The 26,042-nt window shown below is 70.8% G+C and carries 22 protein-coding genes and 2 pseudogenes; 10 read left to right on the top strand and 14 right to left on the bottom strand.

Annotated features, from left to right (window positions below):
* The first annotated feature begins 183 nt into the window (after positions 1-183).
* A complete protein-coding gene (locus ACLBXX_RS00165; protein ID WP_447656297.1) occupies positions 184-1,215 on the top strand; it encodes a fatty acid desaturase family protein in 1,032 nt (343 codons plus the stop codon).
* Here the strand turns inward: ACLBXX_RS00165 and ACLBXX_RS00160 are convergent.
* Together ACLBXX_RS00160 and ACLBXX_RS00155 are read right to left on the bottom strand one after the other, a co-directional pair.
* Positions 1,200-2,348, bottom strand: a complete 1,149-nt coding sequence (locus tag ACLBXX_RS00160) for an RNA polymerase sigma factor (RefSeq protein ID WP_447656296.1) — start codon at positions 2,346-2,348, stop codon at positions 1,200-1,202. The two genes, ACLBXX_RS00165 and ACLBXX_RS00160, sit on opposite strands and share 16 nt — an antisense overlap.
* Complete coding sequence (locus ACLBXX_RS00155) at positions 2,345-2,752, bottom strand: YciI family protein (RefSeq protein ID WP_310287479.1); 408 nt, start codon at positions 2,750-2,752, stop codon at positions 2,345-2,347. The genes ACLBXX_RS00160 and ACLBXX_RS00155 overlap by 4 nt, the downstream gene beginning before the upstream one ends.
* 159 nt (positions 2,753-2,911) lie before the next feature.
* Here ACLBXX_RS00155 and ACLBXX_RS00150 point away from each other — a divergent pair, with 159 nt between their 5' ends.
* A complete protein-coding gene (locus ACLBXX_RS00150) occupies positions 2,912-4,126 on the top strand; it encodes an MFS transporter (RefSeq protein WP_447656295.1) in 1,215 nt (404 codons plus the stop codon).
* A 41-nt stretch (positions 4,127-4,167) separates the two neighbouring features.
* Here ACLBXX_RS00150 and ACLBXX_RS00145 read toward each other — a convergent pair whose 3' ends face one another.
* The 3 genes from ACLBXX_RS00145 to ACLBXX_RS00135 all read right to left on the bottom strand — a co-directional run bounded on the left by ACLBXX_RS00145 (position 4,168) and on the right by ACLBXX_RS00135 (position 6,559).
* Positions 4,168-4,713, bottom strand: a complete 546-nt coding sequence (locus tag ACLBXX_RS00145; protein ID WP_447656294.1) for a hypothetical protein — start codon at positions 4,711-4,713, stop codon at positions 4,168-4,170.
* Between the two features lie 34 nt (positions 4,714-4,747).
* Positions 4,748-5,299 (bottom strand): DUF6578 domain-containing protein, encoded by a 552-nt coding sequence (locus ACLBXX_RS00140; RefSeq protein WP_447656293.1) that lies wholly within the window; start codon positions 5,297-5,299, stop codon positions 4,748-4,750.
* Positions 5,300-5,407: 108 nt separating this feature from the next.
* Positions 5,408-6,559: a hypothetical protein gene (locus ACLBXX_RS00135; RefSeq protein WP_447656292.1), complete on the bottom strand. Its 1,152-nt coding sequence runs from the start codon at positions 6,557-6,559 to the stop codon at positions 5,408-5,410.
* A gap of 75 nt (positions 6,560-6,634) precedes the next feature.
* Here ACLBXX_RS00135 and ACLBXX_RS00130 point away from each other — a divergent pair, with 75 nt between their 5' ends.
* Positions 6,635-7,189: a GNAT family N-acetyltransferase gene (locus ACLBXX_RS00130; RefSeq protein ID WP_447656291.1), complete on the top strand. Its 555-nt coding sequence runs from the start codon at positions 6,635-6,637 to the stop codon at positions 7,187-7,189.
* A 246-nt stretch (positions 7,190-7,435) separates the two neighbouring features.
* Positions 7,436-8,164: a hypothetical protein gene (locus ACLBXX_RS00125; RefSeq protein ID WP_447656290.1), complete on the top strand. Its 729-nt coding sequence runs from the start codon at positions 7,436-7,438 to the stop codon at positions 8,162-8,164.
* Positions 8,165-8,170: 6 nt separating this feature from the next.
* On the opposite strand, the gene ACLBXX_RS00120 is transcribed toward ACLBXX_RS00125, so the two are convergent.
* A complete protein-coding gene (locus ACLBXX_RS00120; RefSeq protein WP_447656289.1) occupies positions 8,171-8,974 on the bottom strand; it encodes an MBL fold metallo-hydrolase in 804 nt (267 codons plus the stop codon).
* A gap of 102 nt (positions 8,975-9,076) precedes the next feature.
* On the opposite strand from ACLBXX_RS00120, the gene ACLBXX_RS00115 reads away from it, so the two are divergent.
* The gene (locus ACLBXX_RS00115) at positions 9,077-9,880 is read left to right on the top strand and encodes a hypothetical protein (RefSeq protein ID WP_447656288.1); all 804 of its coding nucleotides are present in this window, start codon (positions 9,077-9,079) and stop codon (positions 9,878-9,880) included.
* 6 nt (positions 9,881-9,886) lie between these two features.
* Here ACLBXX_RS00115 and ACLBXX_RS00110 read toward each other — a convergent pair whose 3' ends face one another.
* From ACLBXX_RS00110 to ACLBXX_RS00100, 3 genes and pseudogenes are all read right to left on the bottom strand, one after another.
* Positions 9,887-10,972, bottom strand: a complete 1,086-nt coding sequence (locus ACLBXX_RS00110; protein WP_447656287.1) for a DUF998 domain-containing protein — start codon at positions 10,970-10,972, stop codon at positions 9,887-9,889.
* A gap of 68 nt (positions 10,973-11,040) precedes the next feature.
* Positions 11,041-11,670: an antibiotic biosynthesis monooxygenase gene (locus ACLBXX_RS00105; protein WP_447656286.1), complete on the bottom strand. Its 630-nt coding sequence runs from the start codon at positions 11,668-11,670 to the stop codon at positions 11,041-11,043.
* Positions 11,671-11,804: 134 nt separating this feature from the next.
* Positions 11,805-12,551 (bottom strand): annotated as a pseudogene (locus tag ACLBXX_RS00100) (hypothetical protein); the annotation flags it as partial.
* A 275-nt stretch (positions 12,552-12,826) separates the two neighbouring features.
* Here ACLBXX_RS00100 and ACLBXX_RS00095 point away from each other — a divergent pair.
* Positions 12,827-14,512 (top strand): DEAD/DEAH box helicase, encoded by a 1,686-nt coding sequence (locus tag ACLBXX_RS00095; RefSeq protein ID WP_447656285.1) that lies wholly within the window; start codon positions 12,827-12,829, stop codon positions 14,510-14,512.
* 11 nt (positions 14,513-14,523) lie between these two features.
* Here the strand turns inward: ACLBXX_RS00095 and ACLBXX_RS00090 are convergent, their stop codons facing one another.
* On the bottom strand, positions 14,524-15,801 hold the full coding sequence (locus ACLBXX_RS00090) for a glycosyltransferase (RefSeq protein ID WP_447656284.1): 1,278 nt from the start codon (positions 15,799-15,801) through the stop codon (positions 14,524-14,526).
* A 163-nt stretch (positions 15,802-15,964) separates the two neighbouring features.
* Here ACLBXX_RS00090 and ACLBXX_RS00085 point away from each other — a divergent pair, with 163 nt between their 5' ends.
* A complete protein-coding gene (locus ACLBXX_RS00085) occupies positions 15,965-17,743 on the top strand; it encodes a glycosyl hydrolase family 18 protein (protein WP_447656283.1) in 1,779 nt (592 codons plus the stop codon).
* 652 nt (positions 17,744-18,395) lie between these two features.
* On the opposite strand, the gene ACLBXX_RS00080 is transcribed toward ACLBXX_RS00085, so the two are convergent.
* Entirely contained in the window at positions 18,396-19,058 is a 663-nt protein-coding gene (locus tag ACLBXX_RS00080) for a TetR/AcrR family transcriptional regulator (protein WP_447656282.1), read from the bottom strand.
* Positions 19,059-19,128: 70 nt separating this feature from the next.
* Here ACLBXX_RS00080 and ACLBXX_RS00075 point away from each other — a divergent pair, with 70 nt between their 5' ends.
* Entirely contained in the window at positions 19,129-20,061 is a 933-nt protein-coding gene (locus tag ACLBXX_RS00075; RefSeq protein WP_447656281.1) for an alpha/beta hydrolase family protein, read from the top strand.
* Positions 20,062-20,284: 223 nt separating this feature from the next.
* Here the strand turns inward: ACLBXX_RS00075 and ACLBXX_RS00070 are convergent.
* Positions 20,285-21,328: pseudogene (locus ACLBXX_RS00070) on the bottom strand (Rv2578c family radical SAM protein); the annotation flags it as partial.
* Between the two features lie 121 nt (positions 21,329-21,449).
* On the opposite strand from ACLBXX_RS00070, the gene ACLBXX_RS00065 reads away from it, so the two are divergent.
* Positions 21,450-22,796: a M15 family metallopeptidase gene (locus ACLBXX_RS00065; protein ID WP_447656280.1), complete on the top strand. Its 1,347-nt coding sequence runs from the start codon at positions 21,450-21,452 to the stop codon at positions 22,794-22,796.
* A 147-nt stretch (positions 22,797-22,943) separates the two neighbouring features.
* Positions 22,944-24,107 carry an acyl-CoA dehydrogenase family protein gene (locus ACLBXX_RS00060; protein ID WP_447656279.1) on the top strand — a complete coding sequence of 388 codons (1,164 nt, stop codon included), beginning with the start codon at positions 22,944-22,946 and terminating at the stop codon, positions 24,105-24,107.
* A gap of 410 nt (positions 24,108-24,517) precedes the next feature.
* Here ACLBXX_RS00060 and ACLBXX_RS00055 read toward each other — a convergent pair whose 3' ends face one another.
* Together ACLBXX_RS00055 and ACLBXX_RS00050 are read right to left on the bottom strand one after the other, a co-directional pair.
* On the bottom strand, positions 24,518-25,144 hold the full coding sequence (locus ACLBXX_RS00055; RefSeq protein ID WP_447656278.1) for an ECF transporter S component: 627 nt from the start codon (positions 25,142-25,144) through the stop codon (positions 24,518-24,520).
* Positions 25,141-26,013, bottom strand: a complete 873-nt coding sequence (locus ACLBXX_RS00050) for a siderophore-interacting protein (RefSeq protein ID WP_447656277.1) — start codon at positions 26,011-26,013, stop codon at positions 25,141-25,143. Before ACLBXX_RS00050 ends, ACLBXX_RS00055 begins: the two co-directional genes overlap by 4 nt.
* Between the last annotated feature and the right edge of the window lie 29 nt (positions 26,014-26,042).

The following is a 26,042-nucleotide window of genomic DNA, read 5'->3' as shown; positions in this document are numbered from 1 at the left end:
GGGAGTATTCCCTCGCGCTCATGTGGCGCCGCGTAGCCTGAGGGCAGCGATGGGCAACCGCCTCTGGCTTTTCAACGGCCGAACGGTCCCCATCGGAACTGGTGCATCATCTCCTCCACCGCTCTCGAGTCCCGGCTCGGTCCCGTCCGTCAGACGTACGCAGGCACCGCCGAGTTCCCCCCGATGACCCGTGCGTACACCGAGGTGTCGCAGGTCGTCCGTGAGACCGGGCTCCTCCGTCGTGCCGAGTGGTTCTATGCCCTCGTCGGCGTCGGCCTGCTCCTGGGCTTCGGCGGCGTCATCACCGGCTTCGTCCTGCTCGGGCAGACCTGGTACCAGCTCCTGATGGCCGGCGCCCTCGGCATCCTGTTCACGCAGGTCGCGTTCCTCGCCCACGAGGCGGCGCACAAGCAGATCCTCGCGTCGGGGCCCGCGAACGACCGGCTCGCGCGCTTCCTCGCCGCCGGCATCGTGGGCATCAGCCTCTCCTGGTGGAACAACAAGCACAATCGCCACCACGCGAACCCCAACCGGGTGGGCAAGGACCCCGACATCGAGATCGACACGATCTCGTTTCTCGAGACGGATGCTGCGTCCGCCGGTCGCTGGCGCGCTCTGGTGACGCGCAAGCAGGGGTGGCTGTTCTTCCCCCTGCTCACGCTCGAAGGCATCAACCTGCACGCGCACGCGTTCCGGCACCTGTTCTCGCGCGATGGCGCCAAGGACCGGTGGATCGAGCTCGCGCTCATCACCGCGCGCTTCGCGGTGATCTGGACGCCGGTGTTCCTCTTCCTTCCGCTGGGGATGGCGTTCGCGTTCTTCGGTGTGCAGCTGGCCGTCTTCGGCGTCTACATGGGCGCCTCGTTCGCGCCGAACCACAAGGGCATGGCCATCATCGCCAAGGACGCGAAGCTCGACTTCTTCAGCAAGCAGGTGCGCACCTCGCGCAACATCAGCGGCGGCTGGTGGGCGACCATGCTCATGGGAGGTCTCAACTACCAGATCGAGCACCACCTGTTCCCGAACATGCCCCGCCCGCATCTGGCCCGCGCCCGCGAGATCGTGATGGATCAGTGCCGCCATCTCGGCGTGCCGTACACCGAGACGACGCTGTGGCGTTCGTACGGCATCGTCATCGCGTACCTCAACCGCGTCGGTCTCGCCGCGCGCGACCCGTTCGACTGCCCGATGGTCGGGGCCTACCGCCGAGCCTGACGCAGGCGCTCCGCCTCGCGCAGCAGGTGCTGCTGCTCGAGGGCGCTGGTCGCGCGGCGTGCGGCCTCCGCGTATTCGCCGGCGGAGGCATCCGTCTCGCCAGCCCGTTCGTGGAGGTACGCGAGCGCGGCGTGATACCGCGGCACATCGTCGCCCACGGAGTGGAGGGCTGCGAGGCCCGCCTGCGGCCCGTCCGCCTCGCCGACCGCGACCGCCCGGTTCAGGCGGATGACGGGCGAATCCCCGAACGCCAGCAGCTCGTCGTACCACTCCACGATCTGCACCCAGTCGGTCTCGGCGGCCGTCTGCGCATCGGCGTGCAGCGCCGCGATCGCGGCCTGCGCCTGGTACTGACCCAGCCGGTCGCAGGCGAGGGCCGACTGCAGGATGGCGACGCCCTCCGTGATCGCATCCACGTCCCAGAGCCTGCGATCCTGCTCGGCGAGCGGGATGAGCCGCCCCCCCCGCACACGCGCGGGCTGCCGCGCATGGTGCAGCAGCATGAGTGCGAGGAGACCGTCCACCTCGGGCTCGTCGGTGAGCACGGCGAGCTGCCGGGTCACGCGGATCGCCTCGGCGGCGATGTCGATCTCGCCCGAGTAGCCCTCGTTGAAGAGCAGGTACAGCACACGCATCACGCGGGACAGATCACCCGGCTGATCCAGCGGGATGCCGACGAGCCGCTGCTTCGCCCGGCTGATCCGCTGCGCCATCGTCGCCTCCGGCACGAGGAAGGCATCAGCGATCTGCCGTGTCGTCAGGCCCGCGACGGCCCGAAGCGTGAGTGCGATCGCCGATGTCGGGGTGAGGACCGGATGGGTGCAGAGGAAGTAGAGCCCGAGCGTGTCGTCGTGATGCGCGACGGGGCCGGGCTCGGGCTCCTGCGCGAGCCGTTCCTCGCGCGCGGTGCGTGCCGCATCGCTGCGCACCTGATCGAGGAACGCGCGCCACGCGACGGTGACGAGCCACGCACGGATGTCGCGGACTCCGTCTCGACCCGGTCGCTCGAGTGCGCGCAGCAGAGCGGTCTGCACGGCGTCCTCGGCCGACGCGAAGTCCGCGCCGCGCCGGACGAGGATGCCGACGACCTCGGGGATCGCGCGGCGCAGAGCCGCAGCATCCGTCTCGGTCATCCGACGTCGGCGGGCGGCGCGCTCATCACCTCGCGAAGCTCGAGCCATTCGCCGAGAGGCGTGCCGCCGGCCCACGGCGCCGCGGACAGCTCGGAGGCCAGGTCGAGCGCGCGCTGGTAGGAGTCGACGTCGATCATCATCCAGCCGGCGATGAGGTCCTTGGTCTCGGGGAACGGGCCGTCGACGACCGGCGGGCGGCCTTCCCCGTCGAAGCGGACCCATGCTCCCTCGAAGGCGAGGCCCTCGGACGAAACCAGTTCGCCCGACGCGATGAGACGCTCTTCCATGTCCTGCATGTACTTGACGTGCGCGGCCCACTCGTCCGGCGTGAGCTGATCCATCGGGACCGAGTTCACCGAAGGGCGCCCGCCCCGGTAGTGCTTGAGCATCAGATACTTGGCCATGACAGCCTCCCATTCGTGCGGCCCATTCTGGCCGCTTCAGATAGGAGACGGAACCGAACACGCGATCTCTACATCGCTCGCGAAATTTCTTGCGGGCCGTCGCAGGCGGGATGCGCAGATCGGGCGATGCACCGACGCGGAGCGCCCTAGAATCCAGGGATGACCGCGCCGATCACCCTTGCGCGAGTATCGGCTGCGCGGCGCGGGGTCTCGATGCTCTTCATCGCGAACGCGTTGGTGTTCGCGACGATCGTGACCCGCTACCCGGAGCTGAAGGATCGATTCGGCCTGGGTGAGTTGGCGTTCGGCCTGATGGTCGCGTGCGGGCCCGTGGGGTCCGTCGTCGGGAGCCTCCTCGCGGGCAGGCTGGTGAATCGCCTCGGCGCGGTGCCGGTCGCCGTCACGTCATCCGCGATCCTCGGCGCCCTGCTGGTCGGGGCGGGCTTCGCCGGCACGCCGGTCGTCCTCGCGGTGGCGCTGTTCGCGATCGGGTTCGGGGACGCGACGGGCGATGTCGGAAACAACGCACACGGGCTCGCCATCCAGCGACTGATGGGCCGGTCGATCATCAACGGCCTCCACGGGGCGTGGAGCGCCGGAGCGATCGCGGGCGCACTGCTCGGCGCGCTCGCCCTTCAGCTCGCGATCCCGATCTCCGTCCACCTGCCCGTCATGGGTGCCGTCATCATCGTGGGAAGCCTCGGCGCGCTGCCGCTCGTTCGGCTGCCCACCGAGCCGGCCCCGCGAACGGAGCAGCCGCACTCCCATCGGCGTGGTCGGCTCAGCGCGATGCTCATCGCCGCGTGCGCTATCGCTGCCATCGGCGCCTTCCTCGAGGACCTCGGATCCACGTGGGGCGGGGTCTATGTGGTCGCGGAGACCGGTGCCGGCGTCGCCGAAGCAGCGATCCCGTTCGCCGCGCTGATGGGCGCGCTCACACTGGGCAGGTTCGCGTCCGACGCGCTCGTCGACCGCATCGGTGCCGTCGGCACGGTGCGGGTGGGGTCCGTGGCGGCATTCGTCGGACTCGTCACCGCCGTATTCGCTCCCGAGACCTGGGTCGTCGCCCTCGGCCTCGGCCTGCTCGGGCTCGGAATCGCGCCGATGATTCCGCTCGCGATGGACGCCTCTGAACGCGCGCCCGGACTCGACCCCGGCACCGGCCTCGCCGCCGCGGCGACGGTGATGCGGGTCGGTCTCCTCGCCTCGCCGCTGCTCGTGGGAGCGATCGCCGAGTGGGCGGGACTTCGGCTCGCGATCGCTGTCTGCCTGCTCGTCCCCGCGGCGGCGCTGCTGCTCGCGGGGCGGCTGCGCCATCCCGAAGATGCGGGCGCGCTTGCGCGAAAGCCTGTCGGCGAGTTCGATTTGCAGTGAGCGGGCGGGTATCCGCTACGGATCGGCGGGGCGCCTCAGCGCTAGTCCACCGTCATCACGGAGTGCTCGTTGGTGGCGGTATCGCACGTCGTGATCCGCCACGTCGGGGTGCCGTCCTCCATGACCCGGGCCATCTCGATGATGAGTGGGCTCGGCCACTGCTCCCCGGAGAGTTGAGCAGCGGCGACGGCGCTCGTGCCCAGCATCCGTTGTTCCGCCTCGGTGAGTTCTGTCTCGTGGGAGGCGATCAGTCGCATCGTCCGGACGTCGACGATCGACTCCTTGCCGTAGCTCGGGTCGTCCACACGCTCGCCGAACCCATCCTGTTTCGTGTCGACGCTCCGAAGGCGCCACACCCACGCGGAATCGACGTACTCGAGGCGCAGGCCGACGATGGTGCCGCCGACCGCGGGCGACTCTCCCGGCAGGGCGTCGAGGAAGTCGGTGGGCCACGAGAACTCCGCCGGCATGCAGGTGCCGGGATAGTTCTCCCCGACTGCGCCGGGTGGATCGGGAACAGTCGAACACCCCGCGACGATCGCGGTGGCGACGAGGATCATCGCTCCGACGTAGAGACGCCGCTTCATCGGTCACTCCTCGTCCTCGGCCGGCACCCGGAGCCTACCCCGCCGCGCCCACGCGATCTTCGACGTCGACGAGCCACCCGGCGAGGGAGCGCGTCGACCGCGCAGGTGGCACGTCGCCCAGCTGCGGGGGAGCGCCTTCCTCTGCACCCGCGAGCCGGACGCCGGGAACGGGCTCGAGGGCGGCCGTGTCCGGCACCGGCACGATCTCGATCATGAACCGGGACGGTCGCGATGCGGCGAACGCACCGCCGCCGAGGTCGCGCGTGACCATCGGCCACTCCTCGCCCTCCGGCGGCATGACCGCGTCCGGCGGCGCGCCGTGACCAGGACGCCGCAGAGACTGCCGTTCCTCGACCTCGTGGGTGACCGCGTGCACGGCGACGACGCGCCCGCGCACGCGATCGGCGAACCCCTCCTCGTGGTGCGACTCGACCGCGTCCACCGTTGCGGCGAGCGGCCGGCCCAGCAGCTCCGTGAGGAATGCGTCCGGCGTGCGGGCCCGGATGCCGAAGTCGACCTCGTCGCCGACGGCGAACGCGTCCCCGCAACACGCCCACTCCCAATCGGTCAGCCACACGCGGGTCATGCCGCCCACGCTACCGATCCCGATCCGGGTCACTCCGCGATCGTTACGTTGCCGGATGCGAACCGGCTGCCGGGTCGGGCGCCCGCCTGTCCAAGCGACCCGCAGACGTCAGGTGGCAGCATCCGTCTCCGCCGCCGCCGAATCCGCGCGCTCTGCCGTGGCGAGCGTGCGCGTGAAGAGCAGCAGCCACCCGACGACGAGGCCGGCGCAGACCATCTCGTGCGTGGCGAGGGTGTAGTACCCGATCCAGAACAGGCTCGCCGAGAAGAGGATGCCCGCCGCGACCGCGTACGCGAGCGCGATCATCGGCCAGCGCAGGCACGGCAGCACCCAGCGCAGGCCGAGCAGGAACGCTCCGAAGACGATGGCCATTCCGATGGCGAAGATGTTGTGGCCGACCTGGCTGAACGTGACCGGCACGAGTGCGGCACCCAGGAAGCACGCCGCCAGCGCAAGGAACACGAAGTAGACGATGACGGCCCGTGTACGGGTCACCCGGGATTCGGTGCGCGCCCACGCCTGCAGGCTCGTCAAGAGGTACATCGCGAGCAGCGCCGTGACCCCACCCGCGATGATCAAGGTCGCGTTGAACACCGCGGAGGTGATCCCGCCCCGGCCGCCGAGTTCGCTGAAGTTGAGCCGGTACCACTCGTCGTCCTGCGTGGTCGCGACGCTCACCGTGAACCCGGTCGCCACAACGGCAAACAGCAGCAGCACGAGCCGGGTCGCGGTGACGTGTGCCGCGACCGCGAACGCCGTGTAGCCGCATCCGCCGGCCACGAACGCGACGATCATCGTCGCGGTCAGCGTGTCGACCGCGGCCCCCGGCCAGATCATCGATGCGGCGTGGAACAGCATCCACTGGAGCATGCCGAACACCGCCGCGAGCGAGACCCCGACAGCCGCTGTCATCCACGCCCGCCGAGCACGCGTGACGCCTTTCAGCCAGGCCTGCCGCGGATCGCGGGCGGCAAGGCGATAGCTCACCGACGCGGCCGCGAGCGTGACGGATGCTGCGACCACGATGCCTGCGGCGCCGACCGACGCCCCTTCCCACACGTGTGCGGCGCGGCCCCAGAACCCCAGTGCTCCGGCGGCGAGGCCGATGCCGAAAGCGAGTGCCGCGACGACGATCGCCCGGGCTTCGGTGCGCACGGCGAAGCGTCGCGCTTCGACCACTCCGTCACGGTGCAGTTGCTTCTCGACCCGTACCGCGGCAGCTTCGAGGCGTGCTTCCTGCGTCCACGCGCCGCGTGCCATGGCTTGATTGTCCACCCATCACGGCCGCTCGGGGGCGGTCGCCGCGATGCGCCGTCGGGTCAGTAGCCTGAACCCGTGTCGATCGCCGAATCCCTCGCCGCACAGCCCGTTCTGCGCACGCCGCGGCTGACCCTCGTGCAGCACGGCCCCGAGTACCTCGATGAGGTCATGGCGGCCCTTCAGGATGCGGAGGCCATGAAGCTCACCGGCACGCGCACGGAGTTCACGCGCGAGCAGGTGCTCGCGCATCTCGAGCGACTCGTCGGGGCCGACGACCGCGCGGACTTCGCGATCCTCGACGAGTCGGGCGCCTACCTCGGCGAGGTCGTGCTCAACGACCTCGACGACGACAACTTCGCGATGAACTACCGCATCGGCCTCGTCTCGAGCGGCGTGCGCGGGCAGGGCTTCGGCACCGAGGCCGGCCGCGCCGTCGTCGAGTGGGCGTTCGACACCGTCGGCATCCACCGCATCTCGCTCGACGTCTTCAGCTTCAACCCCGGCGCGCAGCGCTCGTACGAGAAGATCGGCTTCGTCGTCGAGGGCCGCGCCCGCGACACGATGCTGTGGGACGGCGAGTGGGTCGACTCGATCCTGATGTCGATGCTCGCCACCGACCCGCGTCGGTGACGCGGACTCGGGCGGACACGACTCGGCGCCGCGCTCCTGCCTCGCCGATGAGGACGATGACCGACTGCACGACCACCCCGGCGCCGACGCCGATGGCCGCCGGAATGCACATCGCGACAGGGACGAGCAGCGTCGGCAGCACGACGGCGGGGATCGCCCAGCGGAGATCGCCCAGCGGAGGATGCCGCGCCGGGGTTCGTCGAGCCTGACGGCCCCCCGACACAGCCTGAGGGGTACCTTGAGGCTGTGGACGGAAGGCCATCCGCACCCGATTCCGGCCCCGAGTCGCCCGAGCTCACGGAAGGAAGCTCGCGCCCGTCAGACAACGCACGCGAGCTCGCGGAACTGCGCGCGCGAGCGTACGGCCCGGACGCCGACATCGCGGTGGACCCGGCGGCGATGGCTCGGCTGGCCGAACTGGAGGCAGCCCACCTGTCCGCAGCCACCGCGATGCGAGCCGCGGGTCCGACGACGGTCGAGGCCGCGGCGGTCGCCCCGGAGCCGTCGATGATCGAGACATCGCCGAACGCCTCGCGCCCGGGTCGTGCGTGGCTCATCGCGGGGGCGATCGTCCTCTTCGGGGTCGTCGGCACGGCGGTGTGGAGCCTCGCGCCGCGTCCCGACGCGACGCTGCAGCAGATCGCCGTCGAGGCGAACAGCGACATCATCCGGGTGCTGAGCGCCCAGGGGAGGGGCCCGGTTCCCTCGACGCTGCGTCGCTTCGAGCCGTACCACGGCGTGCGCGTGTGGTCGGTCGAGGACCACGCCGGAAAGGTCTGCTTCATCGTCTGGGACCTCGCCGCGAGCGGCAGGTTCTCCATCAAGTGCGCCCCGCCGGGCACGGACGTCGCGCTGACCCTGAGCGTCGCGCAGGAAGCGGACGAGTTCGGGCAGTGGCTGCCCGACGGGAGCAACGTCGACTTCCGATTCCGCGAGGACACGGTGGACGTCTTCGTCCGTGATCCCGCCGACTGAGCGCCGTCAGCGGCGCTCGGCGATCGCCTGCACCTGCCAGTCGTGCACGTCGACGAGCCAGTCCAACGGTGCCGACGGGCCGATGCGCGAATCGTCGGGAGTGCGGCCGTCGCGCAGGGCCTCGACGTACGCGCGGTCCTGGGCGAGGCGCGGGCGCAGCGCGCCGGCGCCGCCGACGGAGCCGTGCCCGGGGATGACGGCCGTGACGTCGTCGGCGACGCTCTCGAACATGTCGAGCGCGGCGAGGTAGTCGCCGATCGGGTCGTCGGCCTGCAGATCGAGGAACGGCATCAGGATGTCGGAGAGCATGTCGCCCGCGACGAGCACGCCGCTTGCCTCGACAAGCAGTGCGGCGTGCCCAGGCGCATGCGCGCGGTGCTCGAGGACACGCACGGCTGGGCCGTCCCAAGGGAGGTGCGTGGTCCCCTCGGGGAGGCCCGTGATGTGGCCGAGCAGCTCCGTCGGGATGTCGTCGGCGTACTCCGGCGGCAGCCCCTCGGCGATCTGCTCCTTCCAGTCCGCCATCGACAGCACTTCGCGGATGGATGCTGCGCCCCGGGCCGTGCCCCAGCGCGGCGCGTCGCCGAGATCGGCGTGCCAGAGCACGTGGTCCCAGTCGGGGTGCGTCGAGAAGGCCGCCACGACCGGCCGACCCAGTTCGCGGAGGTCGTGCGCGAGATCCGCCATATCGGCGCGCGTGATGCCCGGGTCGACCAGGAGTACGCCGTCGCGCCCCTGCACGACCGTGGCCTGGGTCTGGATGAACTCGCTCTCGTGGGTGAGAACGCCGTCGGCGACGTGGTTCAGCATCGGATGCCTCCGCAGGTGGTGTGCGATCGCTCGAGGACGACGCTAGTCCCGCACCGGACCAGCCATCCAGCCCGCGGCCCGCGGCGTGAGACGATGCACGAGATGGATGCCGCGACCCTCGACGAGCTGCGCACGCTGCGCGCCCGCGCCTATGGCCCCTCCGCCGACATCGAGCAGGATCCCGCCGCGCTGCAGCGGCTCCGCGAGCTGGAGGCGAGCCGCGATGCGCCGGACGCCGGGGCGCCGGACGGGCCGTCCGAGGTGCAGGCGCACGTCGAGCCCACCCCTGTCGAGGCGCCGGTGCTGCCGCCGGCCGACGATGGCGCCGAGCTCTTCGCCATCGGCGAGTCGAGCGAGACCGAGTCGGACATGCCTGCGTCCGCCAGGCGCCGAAAGCCCCGTCGCCTGTCGAGCCAGTCCGTGGCGCTCTGGGCGCTCTCCGTGCTCGGGGCCGCGGCCCTGGCCGCCGGGCTCACGTATTCGCTGACGTCCGCACCGCCGGTCGAAGCCTCCAGCGGTGCGACGCAGGTCGACACGCTCGAGCCCGATCCGTTCATCGAGGTCCCGGCGGGCTGGTTCGGCGCCGGTCCGAGCTCGATGGCATTCGAGTACTACGGTCTCACCCTGTTCGAGAGCACCGGCGGCTACACCGGCATGGGCACCGACTGCTTCGCCGTGGTGGCGACCGAGCAGATGCCCGAGCTCGACGCCGACACGAACTCGTGGTCGCTCTCGGGGATCATGTACAACGGCTGCCGCGCGGGCGCGTTTCCCGCCACCGTCCAGTTCGTCATCGACAGCAACGCGCCGCAGCAGCTCCGCGACCGCTTCCCCGCCGGCAGCGCCCTGCAGTTCGTCTTCGACGGCAGCCGCATCGGCGTCTTCCTCGCGCCCAGCGAGTCCTGACCCGCGTCAGTCCTTGCGGCCGGCGACGCCCAGGAACCGGATGAAGACCGCGATCCAGCCGAAGATCAGCGCGAAGACGATGATCTCGAACGCGGTAAGCGAGAAGTACCCGACCGCGGGGATGAAGAGGATCACCGAGACCACCATCGCCGCGAGGAACGTCCACGACGCGACGAAGTAGGTGCGGGGCATCCCTCGGAAGAAGCGGGGCCCGCCGATGAGCAGCACCAGGTACATCACGGCCATGCCCGATGCCGAGAGGTTGTGCGCCGGCATGTTCACGTCGACGGGGAAGATGCCCACGCACGCGAGCATGATGCCCATGATCACGAAGAGCACCGGGACCGTCCGCATCCCGCGGGGGTTCTGGAGCACACCCGCCTCGGTGAGCTCGCGCATGTCGTTGGCGACGTAGACGGCGAACGTCGTCACGAGCAGGCCCGCGGCGATGAGGGTGCCGTTGAACACCCAGCTCGAGAGGTCGTCCTCGAAAGTGCCGAGCTGGCTGAAGTGGAGCTTCCACCAGGTGGGGTCGGGCGTGGTCACCATGGCGGTGAGCGTGCCGATCGCGATGAACGTGAGCAGCAGCGACGACATGCGCTGCGTCGTCATCGCCGACACGGACAGGTACACGAACCAGGTCGTGAGGCCGAGCGTGATCGCCATCAGCACGACCGCCCAGAACGTGATGATCGGCAGCCCGATGAATCCCATCGCGAGCAGGCGTCCCAGCGCGTACACGGCGACGAACGCCAGCGCCGTGTGCACGATGACGACCGAGATCGTGTTGACGATGTACTTCCACGACGGCAGCGATTGCCGCCACTCCTGGCCGGGGCGGTTGCGGGAGCGCCAGTATTCGACGGTGGAGGCGACGGCCGCGACGACCGCGGCGCCGCATGCGGCCCAGAATGCGAGCGAGTCGGCCTGGCTGCCCAGCTGGACGTCGGGGGCGAGGATCCCGACGAGGAGGCCGTAGATCGCGCCGACGATGCCGGCGCCGAACGCGGCGTAGACCGCTTCGGATTCTGCCTTGCGACCGGGCGTCGGAGGAGCGGCGCCCGGCACCGGCGAGGTGTTCACAGTGCTCACGAGGTCAGAGTACGACCGCGCGAGAACGTCGAGGGTGATCGGCGCAGGAAGATTCGGTCACGGATTCGTCAAGCGCCGCGCTGCAGCCAGGGGCGCAGCATCCGTGTCACCCACGGAAGCACCGCGTACGTCATGACGGGGGTGAGCAGCACCGTCGAGAGGAGCACGCGAGCGATCAGCGGCCACTCCGCGAAGCCCGGGACGAACCCGAGAAGCCACGACGCGAGGAGGTTCGTGGGGAAGAAGCCGAGCCAGATCGTGACGGCCTGCTTCCAGCGCGGCGGAGCGGCCGGGATGGGCTGCTGCACCGGGCCGGTGACCGGTGAAGTCGGGTGACCCGGATGCCTCGACTCGACGTGCGTGGCGAACGGAGCGTCGAACCATCCCTCGATGCCGGTGCGTCGCTCGACCCTGACTTCGCTCGCGAAGGCACGGCCGGAGTCGAGCCACCAAGACCGCTGCGGCGAGTCCTCCCAGGCTTCGAGGGTCGGGATGTCGCGGTAGCGGTAGAGCATGTACCAGAGGTCGCTGCCTTCGCCTGCGCGGACCCAGCCGGAACCGAGGAACCCCGCGAAGCCTGCGGCGAGATCGGTGCCGGCTTGCATCCAGCTTGTGGCTTCGACGGTGCGAGAGGGATCGATGCGCCGTTCGATCGCGACGGTGATGGGGTGGGCCACGGGTTCTGCCATGCCATCCATTCTGCGGATGCGGGCATCGTGGTGGTCACCAGGACGGGCGCGGGCGCCGGTGCGAGGGCGAGTGCGCGCGGCAGCGACAGCAGCCAGAAGCCCATCGTCACGAAGGCCACGAACTCGAAGAGCGCGAGGGTGATGAGACCGGCGGTGAGCACACCCATGCCCGTCGCGAGGAGCGCGACGCACAGCATGGTGGCCCGGCGGAATCGGCGACTGCGACCAGGAATTGCAAGTCCCGTCGCGACGGTCGAGACGAACGACAGCCCGAGCGCGGTGGCGATGAGGTCGTGCCCCACCGGGCTCACCGGGATCGGCACGAGCCCCACGCCGGTCAGGAAGAGCCCCGCCGACACGATCGATCCGCGGAACGCGCGTGAGGCGGGACGACGGATGCCGCTGGGCAGCGCCACCGCGATCAGCACGCCGTACACCGCGAGGAGGAAGCCGGAGAAGATGGTGATGCTGTTGAAGGTGCGGCCCGAGAAGTCGGTGTGGGTGCCGAGCTGGGAGAAGTGGAGCTGCCACCACGTGGCGTCGTGCGTCGTCAGGATCGCGACGGCGACCCCGACCGGGAGCGACAGCACGGCGAGCCGGCCGATGCGGTGGGCGATGTGCGCGGGATCGTCCTTCGCCGCCTCGGGTGCGGCGGGGATCGTGGCGACGGTGGTGGTCGTGACGGCGGTGGCCGTGGCCGCGACAGCGGTGGTCGTCGTCGTCGAGAGGGAAGGCGCGTCGATGGAGGTGCTCGTCGCGGCGTGCGGGAGCGCCCGGGCGACGGCGGGTTCGGGGTCGACTCGGGTGAGGGTCGGCGCAATGACGGCGACCGCCGCGCGCGCGGGCGGGACGGTGACCGGTGGAGCGTCGGAAAGGGTCGTGGGAGGCATTCGACTCACGATCGGTTCTGCACGGCGTGCCCGAAGCCGGACATCCCCCCAAAGAACCCCCGGTCCGGGGCCCGTTGGTCAAGACGGCAATTCCCCAGTTCAGCGGCGAACCGCATACCGAAACTGTATCCCGCAGAGCCGGGAAAGCGCTGGTCGGTGGTATATGGCGACTCTCTGGTGCAGGCATCGTGCCGGGTACGCTGGACGGGCCGGTTCACGCGCCGCGCCGCGTGGACGGCGCGCGGGTGCCGCGGACCCGCACCTGGAGGAGCCGGATGCCCAAGAACAACAAGCCCGGCGGCGGTCGCGCGGCGAAGAACTTCGACCCCCGGTACAACCCGAAGTACCGCGCGGCGAGCGAGGGTCGCGACGCTCAGGACGGCAAGCGCCGGCCCGGCGAATCGTCGTCGGGCAAGCCGGGGAGCCGCAGCGCCGGGCACCGCGGACACCGCACCGAATCCACGGACGCCACGCCGCCGAAGCGCCGCTGGACCGAGCAGGAGCGCGCGGGCCGGGATGAGGCACGGACGATCCGCACGCACTCGCGGGACGACCGCGGGCGACCGGGGCGTGACCGCGACGACCGTCGTGACTCGGGGCGCGGCGAGCCGCCGCGCCGGGACGCTGCACCTCGCCGCGACGACGGTGCGCGGCGGGACGCCGGTGCCCGGAGGGCTGCTCCGCGCCGGGATGCCGCTCAGCGCCGGGATGCCGCTCCGCGCCGCGAGGACTCGGGGCACCGCGACGTCGTGCACGAGCGGCTCGAGGCCGCCGCGGTCGCACCCGGCGAGGTCGGGGACGTGACGTTCGCCGATCTCGGCCTGGGGCAGAACATCGTCAAGACGATCGCGGAGCTCGGGGCGCAGCATCCGTTCCCCATCCAGGCGGCGACGATCCCGGCGATCCTCGCCGGTCACGATGTGCTCGCGCGAGGCCGCACCGGGTCCGGCAAGACCATCGCGTTCGGCGCGCCGCTCGTCGAGAGCGTGCTGCGGTCGCAGGCCCGGGAGAAGCGCGAGTTCGGTCGCGCGCCGCGCGCGCTGATCCTCGCGCCCACGCGTGAGCTCGCGCTGCAGATCGACGCGACGGTCCAGCCGATCGCCCGCAGCGTCGGCCTCTTCACCACGCAGATCTACGGCGGTGTGCCCAAGGCGCGTCAGCTCGGCGCGCTGAAGCGAGGCATCGACATCGTCATCGGCACGCCGGGGCGCATCGAAGACCTGGTGGAGTCGCGTGCTCTCGACCTCTCGCAGGTGCGCATCGCGGTGCTCGACGAGGCCGACCACATGTGCGATCTGGGTTTCCTCGAGCCGGTGCAGCGCATCATGCGCCGCACGTCCCGCGACGCGCAGCGTCTGCTGTTCTCGGCGACGCTCGACGGCGAGGTGTCGTCGCTGGTGAAGGAGTTCCTCAGCGAGCCGGCGGTGTACGAGGTCGCCGGCGAGACCCAGCGGACCGGCACCATCGATCATCGTGTGCTCGTGGTCGACCACCGCGACAAGCGCGACATCCTGCGCACGCTGGTCGACCGCAGCGGCAAGACGCTCGTCTTCACGCGCACGCGCGCGTTCGCCGAGATGCTCGCCGACCAGCTGGACGACGTGGGCATCCGCGCGCTCGCGCTCCACGGCGACCTCGACCAGGCCCGCCGCACGCGCAACCTCGAGAAGCTCACGTCGGGTCGCATCGACGTGCTGGTGGCGACGGATGTCGCAGCCCGCGGCATCCACGTGGACGACATCGATCTCGTGGTGCAGGCCGACGCGCCCGACGAGTACAAGACGTACCTGCACCGTTCGGGCCGCACGGGCCGCGCGGGACGCTCGGGCACCGTCGTCACGCTGGTGACGCGCGCGCGCCGCGAGCGGCTCGCCGACCTGCTCGACCGGGCCGACATCGAGGCGCCGTTCGACGAGGTGCGCCCCGGCGACGACCTGCTCGAGGAGCTCGCCGGGCGCTGACGTCATGTCGCTCACCGCCCCGACCGGGCCGCGAACCCTTCGAGCAGTTCGGCTGCACGCGGCGCTCCGCCGAGCGACCTGAGCTCGCCTGCGACGCGGGTGGCGGCATCCCTCATCGCGGTGTCCGTCGAGGCGCGCTCGAAGCCGGCCGCGACCTGCGCCGAGGTGGGCGTGCCGGTGCGGAGGTCGACGCCCGCGCCGGCCCACGCGACACGCGCCGCGATCTCGGGCTTGTCGAGGTCGCCGCCCGCGATGACGAGCGGGATGCCGTGGCTGAGCGCGGTGAGCGTGCCGCCCCAGCCGCCGTTGGTGACCACCACGGCGGTGCGGGGGAGGAGTGCGTCATAAGGGAGGAATCCGGCGATCCGCGCGTTCGGCGGAACGGGAAACGGAAGCTCGTCGCGTCCGCGCACCCCGGTCGACACGACGACGAGCACGTCGCGTTCGGCGAGCGCGTCGAGCGCGGGGCGGATGAGGTCGGTGGGGTCGATGTTCTGCGTGCCCTGCGTGACATGGACCACCGTGCGGCCGTCGAGATCACCCCACCAGGCTGGGAGCGGCGTGACTGCGGAGGGCGGCGCGGTCAGCAGACCGACGAAGTCGAGGTGTGCGGGCCGGTCGGTGCGGCCGAAGTCGAGCAGGGGTGATCCGCTCGCGAGGATGCGCAGGGGTGACAGCACCGTCTGCTCGAAGGTGAGGGGCTCCGCGGGCAGGCCGACCTCGACGCGCGCGCGCACGATGGGCTTGGTCAGCGGACGCATCGCGAGCGGTGCGATGCCCCGGAGCGCAGCATCCCGTGTCTTCATGATCGGATTGCGGCCCGGCGTGAGCCCCATGCCGCTCGGTGGCCCCTGTCGGCTGGTGAGGTGGAGCGGCACGACCGCGATCGTGGCCCGCGGGCAGCCGGACCGGTCGGCGAAGAGGGCAGCGCCGATCGAGGTGTCGTCGGCGACGATCGCGTCCCACGGCGCGCGGTCCCACTCCGCCTGCAGGTCGGCGACCTGTGCCGGGGCGGTGTTGATCATGACGTCTTCGAGGTTCGCGAAGACCTGGCGGAGGCCCTTGCGCCCCTCGAGCCGGGGGAAGGTCGCGCGCAGATCGTTCTCGTCGAAGTCCGGCGCTGCGCGCCACGGCACATGGACGGCTCCGGATGCCTCGATCAGCGCGCGGAAGGCGCTCCCGGTGTAGAAGCGCACGTCGTGGCCGCGTGCGACCAGCGCCTGGGCGACCGAACGCAGCGGGAGGACATGCCCGGTGAATGGCATGGCCGTCACCAGGAATCGGGCCATTGGGACATCGTGTCGCAACCGGGGGAGACGCACCAGGGCCTCGGTGTGCGCCCAGGTCTTCCGGTGCAGGGGCGTTCGATGTCAGAATGGTGACCATGGTATTTGTTAGGACGGTTGCCTAATTCCGAACGGATGCCTCCCCCCCACAACCGAAGGAGCTTGTGTGTCGAAACATCCCCTGCCGGCGCTCGCCGCCGCGATCACCGGAGCGCTCGCCGTGGGCCTCCTCGCCGCGTCGCCCGCGGTCGCCGCGACGGACGACCCCACCCCGACGACCACCATCAACGCGTACCGCAACGTCGGCTACTACGGCCAATGGCGGGCGACCGGCGAGGCGCAGGCCACGCTGAAGCGCCTGTTCGTCGACGGCGGCGCCGGCGCGAACCTCACCCACCTCAACTACTCCTTCGGCAACGTCGCCGGAGACCAGGCCGCGCTCGATTCCGCACGGGCCGCTGGTGTGCAGGGCCTCGACGGCGTCGAGCCGTACACGTGCTTCATCTCCGACACCGCGGCACCCGGCCCCGGTCAGACCGACACCGCAGGCGACGCCGACAGCGACTTCGTGCACGCGTTCACCGCGGCGCAGTCGGTCCTCGGCATCGCTGACACCAAGAAGCAGAAGCTCGCCGGAAACTTCAACCAGCTGGCCCAGCTCAAGCGCCTGTACCCCGACCTCAAGGTCAACGTGTCGCTCGGCGGCTGGTCGTGGTCGAAGTCGTTCTCGAAGGCGGTCGCGACGCCGGAGCTCCGCTCGGCGCTCGCCGAGTCGTGCATCGACCTCTACATCCGCGGCAACCTGCCCGCGATCGGAGGGCGCGGCGGCGCGGGCGCGGCCGCGGGCGTCTTCGACGGGTTCGACCTCGACTGGGAGTGGCCCGGCGCCCCCGACTGGGCGCAGGAGGTCGGCAACACGGTCGACCCCGTGAACGACAAGGCGAACTTCCTCGCGTTCGTGAAGGAGCTCCGTTCGCAGCTGAACGCCGTCGGGGCCGAGACCGGCGAGGACTACGAGATCTCGGCGTTCCTGCCGGCGGGACAGACCCAGATCGCTGCGGGCGGCTGGAACGATCCCGAGCTCTTCGAGTACCTCGACTTCGCGAACCTCCAGGGCTACGACCTGTGGGGCTCGTGGACCGCGGAGACCGGACACCAAGGCAACGTCTACGGCGACCCCGCCCACAACTGGGGGCTCGGCCTCGACACCGTCGTCGCCTCGTACGTCAACGCGGGCATCGATCCGGCGCAGCTCAACCTCGGCCTCGCCGCCTATGGCCAGGGCTGGACGGATGCCGAACCCCAGCCCTGGACCCTCTCGGGCAGCGGCCTCACCCAGATCACGTGGGACCAGCTGAAGGCGCGCGACCTCGAGATCCACCACGAGTACACCGCCGACGGCCGCTTCAACGCCACGTGGGGCTACGACGTCGCCGCCCGCCAGTTCTGGTCGTTCGACGACGAGGTGGCGGTGGCCGAGAAGACCTCCTGGGCGATCTCGAAGGGCCTCGGCGGCGTCGACTTCTGGGAGGTCGGCAACGACGTCGCGGGAGACCTCTCCGCCGCGTCGGCTGAGGTGCTGCGCGCCGCTGCCCCCGGCCCGGTCGCGGGTGCGGAGGGGCTGCAGTGCGCGACGACTCCGGATGCTGCCGCCCAGCCCTGGAACGCGCAGACCACGTACCGCGGGGGCGAGCTCGTGTTCCTCGACGGTCGTGTGTTCCAGGCGCAGTGGTACGCGAAGGGCGACCAGCCCGGCGCCTCGCCGCGCGGACCGTGGGCCACGCTCACCGCGTGCGGCGTGAGCCCCGCCACCGTCCAGGACTGGTACGCCGACACCATCTACGACAAGGGCGACCAGGTCGTCTACGCCGGCGTCACCTATACCGCGCAGTGGTGGAGCCGCAACGACGTGCCCGGAGGCAAGCACAGTCCCTGGAAGCGCTGAAGCCCTCGCCGCGCAGCGGGCGTCCCGGTCGGGGCGCCCGCTGTCGCTGTGCTCGGGGTGGGCGCTGGGTCGCAGCATCCGTTCCTCGTGTGAGGTCGTGGGTGGTCGTGGGTGGTCGGGGGTTGTCGGAGCGCGGCGCGTGGCATCCGTTCCTCATTTGAGGTCGTGGGCCGATGTGAGGGCCGGGGTGCGGCGGGTGGGTCCGCATCTCGGCTCTGGTCCTCAATTGAGGACGGGGTGGGCGGTTGTGGGCCGGGGCCACAGCATCCACTCCTCGTCTGACGTTGTGGGCGGTCGGTTGTTGTTCGGGTCCAGGGGCGTCCGTTCCTCATTTGAGGTCGTCGGCCGATGTGAGGGCCGGGGTGCGGCGTGTGGGTCCGCATTTCGGCTCTGGTCCTCAAATGAGGACGGGGTGGCGGATGAGGTCGCGGGGACGGTGGGCGCTGTCGCGTGCGACGGGATGTCGGCGAGACAGGGGGCTTCGGCTGAGACCGGGGGTGACGGCCCGTGTTTCGGCGGGAATCCTGTGTGTCGGCGGGCGCATGCGGCCAACCCGGTCGGGCACCGGTTCGCCGAGGTGGTCGCTATCGCTGCTTCGGTCGTGGCCGCGACCACAATGGCCACTCTCGCTGCGCCGGGCGGCGCGCGAGGATCAGGCGGCGGGCGCGGCGCCGATCGAGGCGATGAGCTCGGGGTCGCCGCCGAGGGAGGTGAGGCGCGAGCGGAGCGCGACTTCGGCGCGACGATAGGGCTCCTCGCTCGTGTGGAGCAGTGAGCGGGTGTTCGCCGCCTCGAGGAACGACACCATCTCGAACGTGAGCTGACGCGCATCGTCGAGGAGAGGCAGCTCGCCGGCAGCCATCGCGTACTCGATGCTCACGGTGAGGTAGTCCTCCCACTCGCTCGAGGCTGCGACGATCGCGTCGCGCACGACGCCCGGCTTCGCGTCGAACTCCACGGAGGTCGCGGCGAAGAAGCAGCCGCCGCGGAACACGCGATCGCGGGAGTAGTCCAGCCAGTCGCCCAGTAGGGTGCACACCCGGATCAGGCCGCGCGGTGTGCGCGCGCGGGCCGGCGCGACGACGCGGTCGATGAAGACCTCACGCGCGGCTGCCACGACCGCGAGCTGCAGCTGCTCCTTCGAGCCGAACAGGGTCGCGATGCCGCTCTTGCTGTGCCCCGAGGCATCCGCCAGCCGCCCGATCGTGAGGCCGTCCAGGCCGTCGACCGTCGCGGTGTCGACCGCGTGCGACAGCACGGCGCGCCGCGACTCGTCGCCTCGGAGGCGGCGTCGGTCGACGGGGGCTTGTGTCACAGCTCGAGATTACCGTACGATCGTTCGTGTTCATAAGTACGATCGTTCGTATTCTTCTGATCGGAGCATCATGAATCTCGCACTCGCCGCCGCCGGCACCTCCGTTCGCGCCGCGGCCGCCCTCTCGCCGCGGTGGGGAGCCGCCGTGGCCATGCCGCTCTTCGGTCATGTCGTGAAGCCGCGACCCGTGCACGCCGACGACGAGGCCACGATGATGAGTGCGCGCCGGCAGGCGGTGCGCATCGCCGGCATCGACCGCCGTGGTGTCGACGTCGACACCTACGAGTGGGGCGCCGGTCCGCGCACGGTCGTGCTGGCGCACGGCTGGAACGGCCGCGCCAGCCAGTTCTCGGTGCTCGTGCGCGAACTCCGCGCCGACGGGTATCGGGTCGTCTCGTTCGACGCGCCCGCGCATGGAGGCTCGGGCGGTCGTCACACCTATCTCGTCGACTGGCTCGACGTGTTCGCCGCGCTCCAGGAGCGGCACGGCGGGTTCGACGCCATGGTCGGGCACTCGTTCGGCGGTCTCGCGACGCTGGTCGGCGTCGCCGCCGGCATCGATGCGGCGCGCGTCGTGACGATCGCCGCGCCCGCCGACGCCGACCTGCTGCTGAGTCAGTTCCAGGGCATGCTCGGGTACTCCGATGCGGTCGCGGCGAGCATGCGCGAACTCTTCGCGACCCGGTACTTCCCCGGCGAGCCCGACCCGTTCGGCTGGCTGTCGGGCGTGCGGCGCCCTTTGCCGGCCGGGGTGCCACTCCTCGTCGCCCACGACCACGGCGACCGCGTCGTGCCGTTCGCCGAGGCGGGACGGGTCGTCGCAGCCAACCCCGGGGCGAAGCTGCTCGCGACGAAGGGCCTCGGGCACAACCGCATCCTCACCGACGACGTCGTGCTCGACGCCGTGCTGGGCCACGTCCGCACTCCGCTCGCCGTGCGCTCGAGAGATGTCGTCGAGGTCGCGCCGGCCGGGGAGCCGAGCGCGGTCTCGGTTGCGGCGTAGCGCCCTCGAGCGCACAGAATCGGAGGTCCTCGGTGACACGCCGGGTGGCGGCATTCGTCCTCGGCGTGTCGGACGGGACCTCCGATTCTGTGCGCGCGGCGATCGGCACTCTCCGTCTCCCCGCCGTCAGCGGGCGGGACTCAGAAGAGCCGAGCGGATGCCTCGGCCCCAGGCTGGGCGCGGGAGGACGCCGCCCGCAACGACGTCGCGGCGGCGGCGCCCGCGCGGGGGCGGTGATCGGCGGCGCGCTGCGGGCATCGGCTCGGTCGGCGAGGCCCGCCACGGGCGCGCCACGCGGATTCTCTTCCTCGGCCTGGCCGTCGAGGCCGTGGACGCGCAGCAACGGGCGCACCCGCTTGGCGAGCCAGGATCGATAGGCCTTCGGCGCGTACGCCGTCGCGCCAGGATAGAGCCCCCGATACGACGAGACGAGCTCGGGGTGCCGCTCGGCGAGCCACTCGAGGAACCACTGCTTCGCGCCGGGCCGCAGGTGCAGTGCACCGTAGACGACCCGCACCGCTCCCGCTGCTTTGATGCGGGCGAGCGCGTGGTCGATCGCCGCGATCGAGTCGGTGAGGTGCGGGATGATCGGCATCAGGAACACCGTGACGCGGAAACCCGCCTCGGTCGCCGCGCGCACCGTCTCGAGGCGCGCGGTCGCATTGGGCGTGCCGGGTTCGATGAGGTGCTGCAGCTCGTCGTCGAACACCGCGATCGACATCGCGATCGTCACATGCACCTGGTTCGCGGCATCCGTCAGCAGAGGCAGATCTCGCCGCAGGAGCGTGCCCTTCGTGAGGATGGAGAACGGCGTACCCGACTCGGCCAGGGCCGACACGATCCCGGGCATCAGCTTGTAGCGCCCCTCCGCGCGCTGATACGGATCGGTGTTCGTGCCGAGCATGACCGGATCGTGTTGCCAGGTGCCCCGCCGGAGCTCCTTCTCGAGCACCTCGGCGACGTTCACCTTCACCACGACCTGCGTGTCGAAGTCCCGCCCCGCATCGAGCTCGAGGTACTCGTGGGTGCCGCGGGCGAAGCAGTATACGCAGGCATGGCTGCAGCCCCTGTACGGGTTCACGGTCCAGTCGAACGGCATCGCGGAGGCGCCCGGCACGTGGTTGAGGGCGGACTTGCAGAGCACCTCGTGGAACGTCACGCCCGCGAACTCCGGGGTCGTCACCGAGCGCACCAGGCCGTTCAGCTGTTCGAGGCCGGGCAGGGCCGCAGCATCCGCCACGCCCAATTCCTGACCTTGCCACCGCATGCATCCATGAGAACAAAGCTTCGAACTTAAGTCAAGACCAGCACTGCCGTGTCTAGAACATCGACGAGACGGATCCCGCTTGCCTGGCCAAAACCGGCCGTCGCGGGTAAGAATGGCAGACGTGACGGAGCCTGGCGGGCTCGCTACCCCCCGAGCCGCCCCCGAGACTCGTCGCGCAGCCCGAGCGATGCGCGAAGAGGCTGCGAGGCGTGCCCGCGCAGCGGAATCCGCCCCCGCCGACGTGCGCGCGCCGGTCGCCGATCCCGCCGACGACTTCCTGGCGTTCGAGTTGCCGAGCGACGAGTTCGTGCCGGGTTCGATCTCGGCGGGCGCACCGTCCACGCTGCCGCTCGACCTCCGCCCGACGGGCGCCGCGGCGCACCGGACCGACTCGACGCCTCACCGCGTTCCCGAGGCGCGGGTGCGCGGACGCCGACGCGCCGTGCGCTCGCCCCGGCCCGTCGTCAGCGAGCGTCGTGCCGCGCGCGCCGACGGATTGCTCGAGGTCGACGAGAGTGCGCAGCCCGTCCGGCATGCGCGGCCGCGTCGGCTGACGAAGCGGCTGATCCTGGTGGCGGGGCTCGCCACCGGTGCCGCATTGCTGCTCGGGTCGGCGGCGATGACCGCGATGATGCTCCCGTCCGAGCCGCAGGCCGCCGGCGCCGACGCGGCGCTGACGATGACGATGGAGCTGCCCGAGATCGAGCAGCTTCCGGTTCCCCAGGTCGAGGAATCCCCGCCCGCGGCCGACATCTGCTCGCTGCCCGACGTGGCCGCCGCGGTACAGCGCGGCGACGACGAGGCCGCGATCGTCGCAGCCGGCGGCGGCGAGGCGTTCCGCGCAGCGGTCGTCGAAGGCCGGGCGCCGTGCGTGGACCTCGGCGACTCCGCCCGCGTCTGGACCGTCATGGACAAGATCCGCCCGGCCAGCCCGATCGACTACCGCCCCAGCGCGCTCGTGCTCCCCGACGGGGTGCGCAACATCGAGGGCGGCGCGCTGCGGTCTGACGCAGCATCCGCTCTCGCCTCCCTCGTCACCGCCGCCCGCAACGCCGGAGTCGGCGAGATCGCGCTCGAGAGCGGGTTCCGGTCGTACCAGACCCAGCAGCAGACGTACGGACGGCACTTCGCCGAGAAGGGCGAGCGCGCCGACCAGGTGAGCGCGCGGCCCGGATACAGCGAGCACCAGCTGGGACTCAGCGCCGACGTCGTCGCGTGCGCCGGCTCGTGCGGGACGCTCGATCAGATCGCCGCGACGCCGCAGGGTCAGTTCGTCGCCGAGCACTCGTGGGAGCACGGGTGGATCGTCCGCTATGCCGAGGGAGCCACGCCGGTGACCGGCTACCTCCCCGAGCCGTGGCACCTCCGCTACGTCGGCCCTGAGCTCGCGAAGGCCTATCACGACGGCGGCTGGACCTCGCTCGAGGAGTTCTTCGCCCTCGACCCGGCTCCCGACTACCTCGGCTGACGTCGGGCGTCGCCACTACTCTGCGGATCACGGATGCCGCGGGCCGAGGCATCCGTCGCGACTGAAACTGAGTACCATTGAAGGTGAGATGCAATTCCACCGGGGGTGCGTCTCCACACAGACTCGAAGACGAGAGGAAGGCGCACCATGGAGCGCGAGATCTACGACGAGGACCACGAGGCGTTCCGCGACGTCGTCAAGGAGTTCGTCAAGCGCTACGCGTCGGACGAGAAGCGCAAGCAGTGGGACGCGGACGGCGAGATCGACCGCGCGACCATGCTCGCCGCGGGCGAGGCCGGCATCATCGGCCTGTCGGTGCCCGAAGAGTTCGGCGGCGCGGGCATGCTGCAGGACTACCGCTTCCGCTCGATCGTGCTCGAAGAGACGATCGGCGCAGGCCTGGGCTCGCTCGCCGGCGCGCTCGGCATCCAGGACGACCTCGCCGTGCCGTACATCGTGCACATGGGCACGCAGGAGCAGAAGGAGAAGTGGCTCCCCGGCATGGCGACCGGCGAGATCCTCGGCGCTCTCGCGATGACCGAGCCCGGCGCCGGCAGCGACCTGCGCGGCATCAAGACCACCGCCAAGCGCGTCGAAGGCGGGTACATCGTCAACGGCGCGAAGACGTTCATCTCGTCGGGCAAGACCGCCGACATGGTCGTGACGTTCGTGAAGACCGGCGAGGGCAATCGCCCCGACGCCTTCAGCCTGCTGATCCTCGAGGACGGCATGCAGGGCTTCGACCACGGCAAGAAGCTCGAGAAGATGGGCTTCCACGGCTGGGACACCGCCGAGCTCTCGTTCACCGACGTCTTCGTGCCGGAGGAGAACCTCATCGGCGGCAAGGAGGGCCTCGGGTTCATCCAGCTCATGATGAACCTGCCGCTCGAGCGTCTGTCGATCGGTGTCGCCGCTGCCGCCGCCGGCGAGGCCGCGTTCGCGTGGACCCGCGACTACGTCATCAGCCGCGAGGCGTTCGGCGAGCGGATCGCCGACTTCCAGAACACACGCTTCAAGCTCGCTGACATGGCGACGACCGTCGACGTGATGTGGGCTTACGTGGACCGCGCGATGCTGCTCTACAAGGACCAGAAGCTCACCGCCGAAGAGGCAGCCAAGGTCAAGTTCTGGACGACCGACCGCGAGGCCGAGCTCCTCGACGTCGGTGTGCAGCTGCACGGCGGCTACGGCTACATCACCGAGTACCCGATCGCCCGCGCCTACCTCGACGCCCGCGTGCACCGCATCTACGGCGGCACGAACGAGATCATGCGCGACCTGGTCTCGCGCCAGATCGTCGGCAAGCGCTGACGCTCACTCGATAACGGATGCCGCGACCCGGCGCCTCTGCGGAGGCACGGGGTCGCGGCATCCGTTCGTCGTCGCCCCCGGCGTCGACGCGCCGCCCGGATTTGGCGAGTCGCCAGAAAGCGCGGTCAGGGCCGTGCATCTTTGGCGAGTCGCCAGAAACGATGTGCGGGGGGAGCCCGTCGGGTCAGTGCTGGCCGGATTTGGCGAGTCGCCAGAAAGCACCGTGAGGCCCGTGCTGTTTTGGCGAGTGGCCAGAACCGTGGCACGCCGTTGGAACGCTCGAATTTGGCGAGTCGCCAGAGAGCGCGGTCAGGGCCGTGCATCTTGGCGAGTCGCCGGAAAGCACCGTCAGGGCCGTGCATCTTGGCGAGTCGCCAGAAACGAGGTGCAGGGGCAGTGAGCCCGTCGGGTCAGTGCTGGCCGGCCGGACCGGCACCGCGGCCGAGGCCGCGCGAGGCCAGCCCCCGACGGCGGGCGAGCTTGGCGACGCCGGCCTTGCGGAGGCGGTCGGCCACGAGGATGCCGAGCGCGACGCCCGCGACGCAGCTGGCGATCGTGAGGGCGAAGAAGGTGATGAGCGCCCACGGCTCCATCGCCCACAGGTTGAACGACGCGGCCGCGAGCACGGGGTAGATCGCGCCGACGAAGACGGCGCCGGCGTAGTACTGCCAGGTGCGCCACGAGCGGTAGAGGGTCACCAGGAACGCGAGCTCGGCGAAGAACGCCCACCAGATCGCCGCCCCGAGGAACGGGAACACGACGAGCCCGGAGATCACGCCGACGAGGATGCCGGCGAGCGGGCGCTCGAGCAGGCGCAGCGCGACCGTCGCGGGGAGCAGCCAGAGCCCGGCGATCGCGACCGAGACGAACGGCACCGTCGCGAACAGCACGGTCGAGATCCAGCCGGCGCCCCACAGCATCACGCCGCCGGCGACGCCGATGGCGGCGCACGTCAGCAGGTACGCGGTGGTGACGCGACCGCGGGTGCTGCGCGGCGGGGTGGACGCGGCGGGCGTCGGGGTGGCGGGCCCGCTCACGAGTGGGCCTCGGCCGTCGCGCGCTGAGACTTCGGGGCGGGCGACGCGGCGCCCACGCGCCAGTAGCCGCAGAAGCTCACGAGGTCCTTCGAGACGCCGCGCTCGCCGACGAGGTGCCGGCGACCCTCGGTCGCGAGAGCCTGCTCGCCGACGATGTACGCGTGGATCGCAGCATCCGGAATCGATGCGTCGCGGAGGGCCTGCAGCGCCAGGGTTCCGGGCTTCACGTCGTGGTCGCGGACGATCCAGCGCACCGTGACTCCGGCCGGATGCGGGAAGTCGAGCGCATCCTCGGCGGAGGGCACCTCCACGATCGCGAGGCCGGTCGCGTGCGACGGCAGCGCGGCGCAGATGCCCGCGATCGCCGGCAGACCGGTCTCATCGGAGACCAGGACGACGCGGTCGGTCCCGCGGTCGGGGTTGAAGGTGAGGCCCTCGTCGATCACGACGACGCTCTCGCCCGCCTGGCAGGACTCCGCCCAGCGCGACGCGGGCCCCGCGGTGCCGTCGGCCGCGGAGCCGTGCAGCACGAAGTCGACGTCGATCTCGGCGCCCGCGGTCGCCGTCGCGGGGCGGAACGCGCGCACGGTGTAGTTGCGCATGACCGGCCGCACGCCGTCGGGGATGCGGCGGTACTTGAGGTAGCCGAACATCTTGTTCGCCTTCGCGGGCAGGCGCTCGAGGCCCTCGTCACCGCCGAGCGGCAGGAACAGCCGGAACCACTGGTCGTAGCCCATCGCGCGGAACCGATCGATCTCGCCACCACCGAGCGTCACGCGCAGCCAGTGCGGGGAGAGGCGCTCGGTGCGCAGCACCGTGAGGTGCACGAGCCCCTGCGTCTCGGGCTTGACCAGTCGAGGATGAGCCATGTCGATGCTCCTTGTCGGGAGGGCGAGGG

This window comes from Microbacterium sp. C23T (assembly GCF_053345975.1).
The sequence above is the reverse complement of the archived record's forward strand: the minus strand, read 5'-3'. Positions and strand labels throughout refer to the sequence as shown.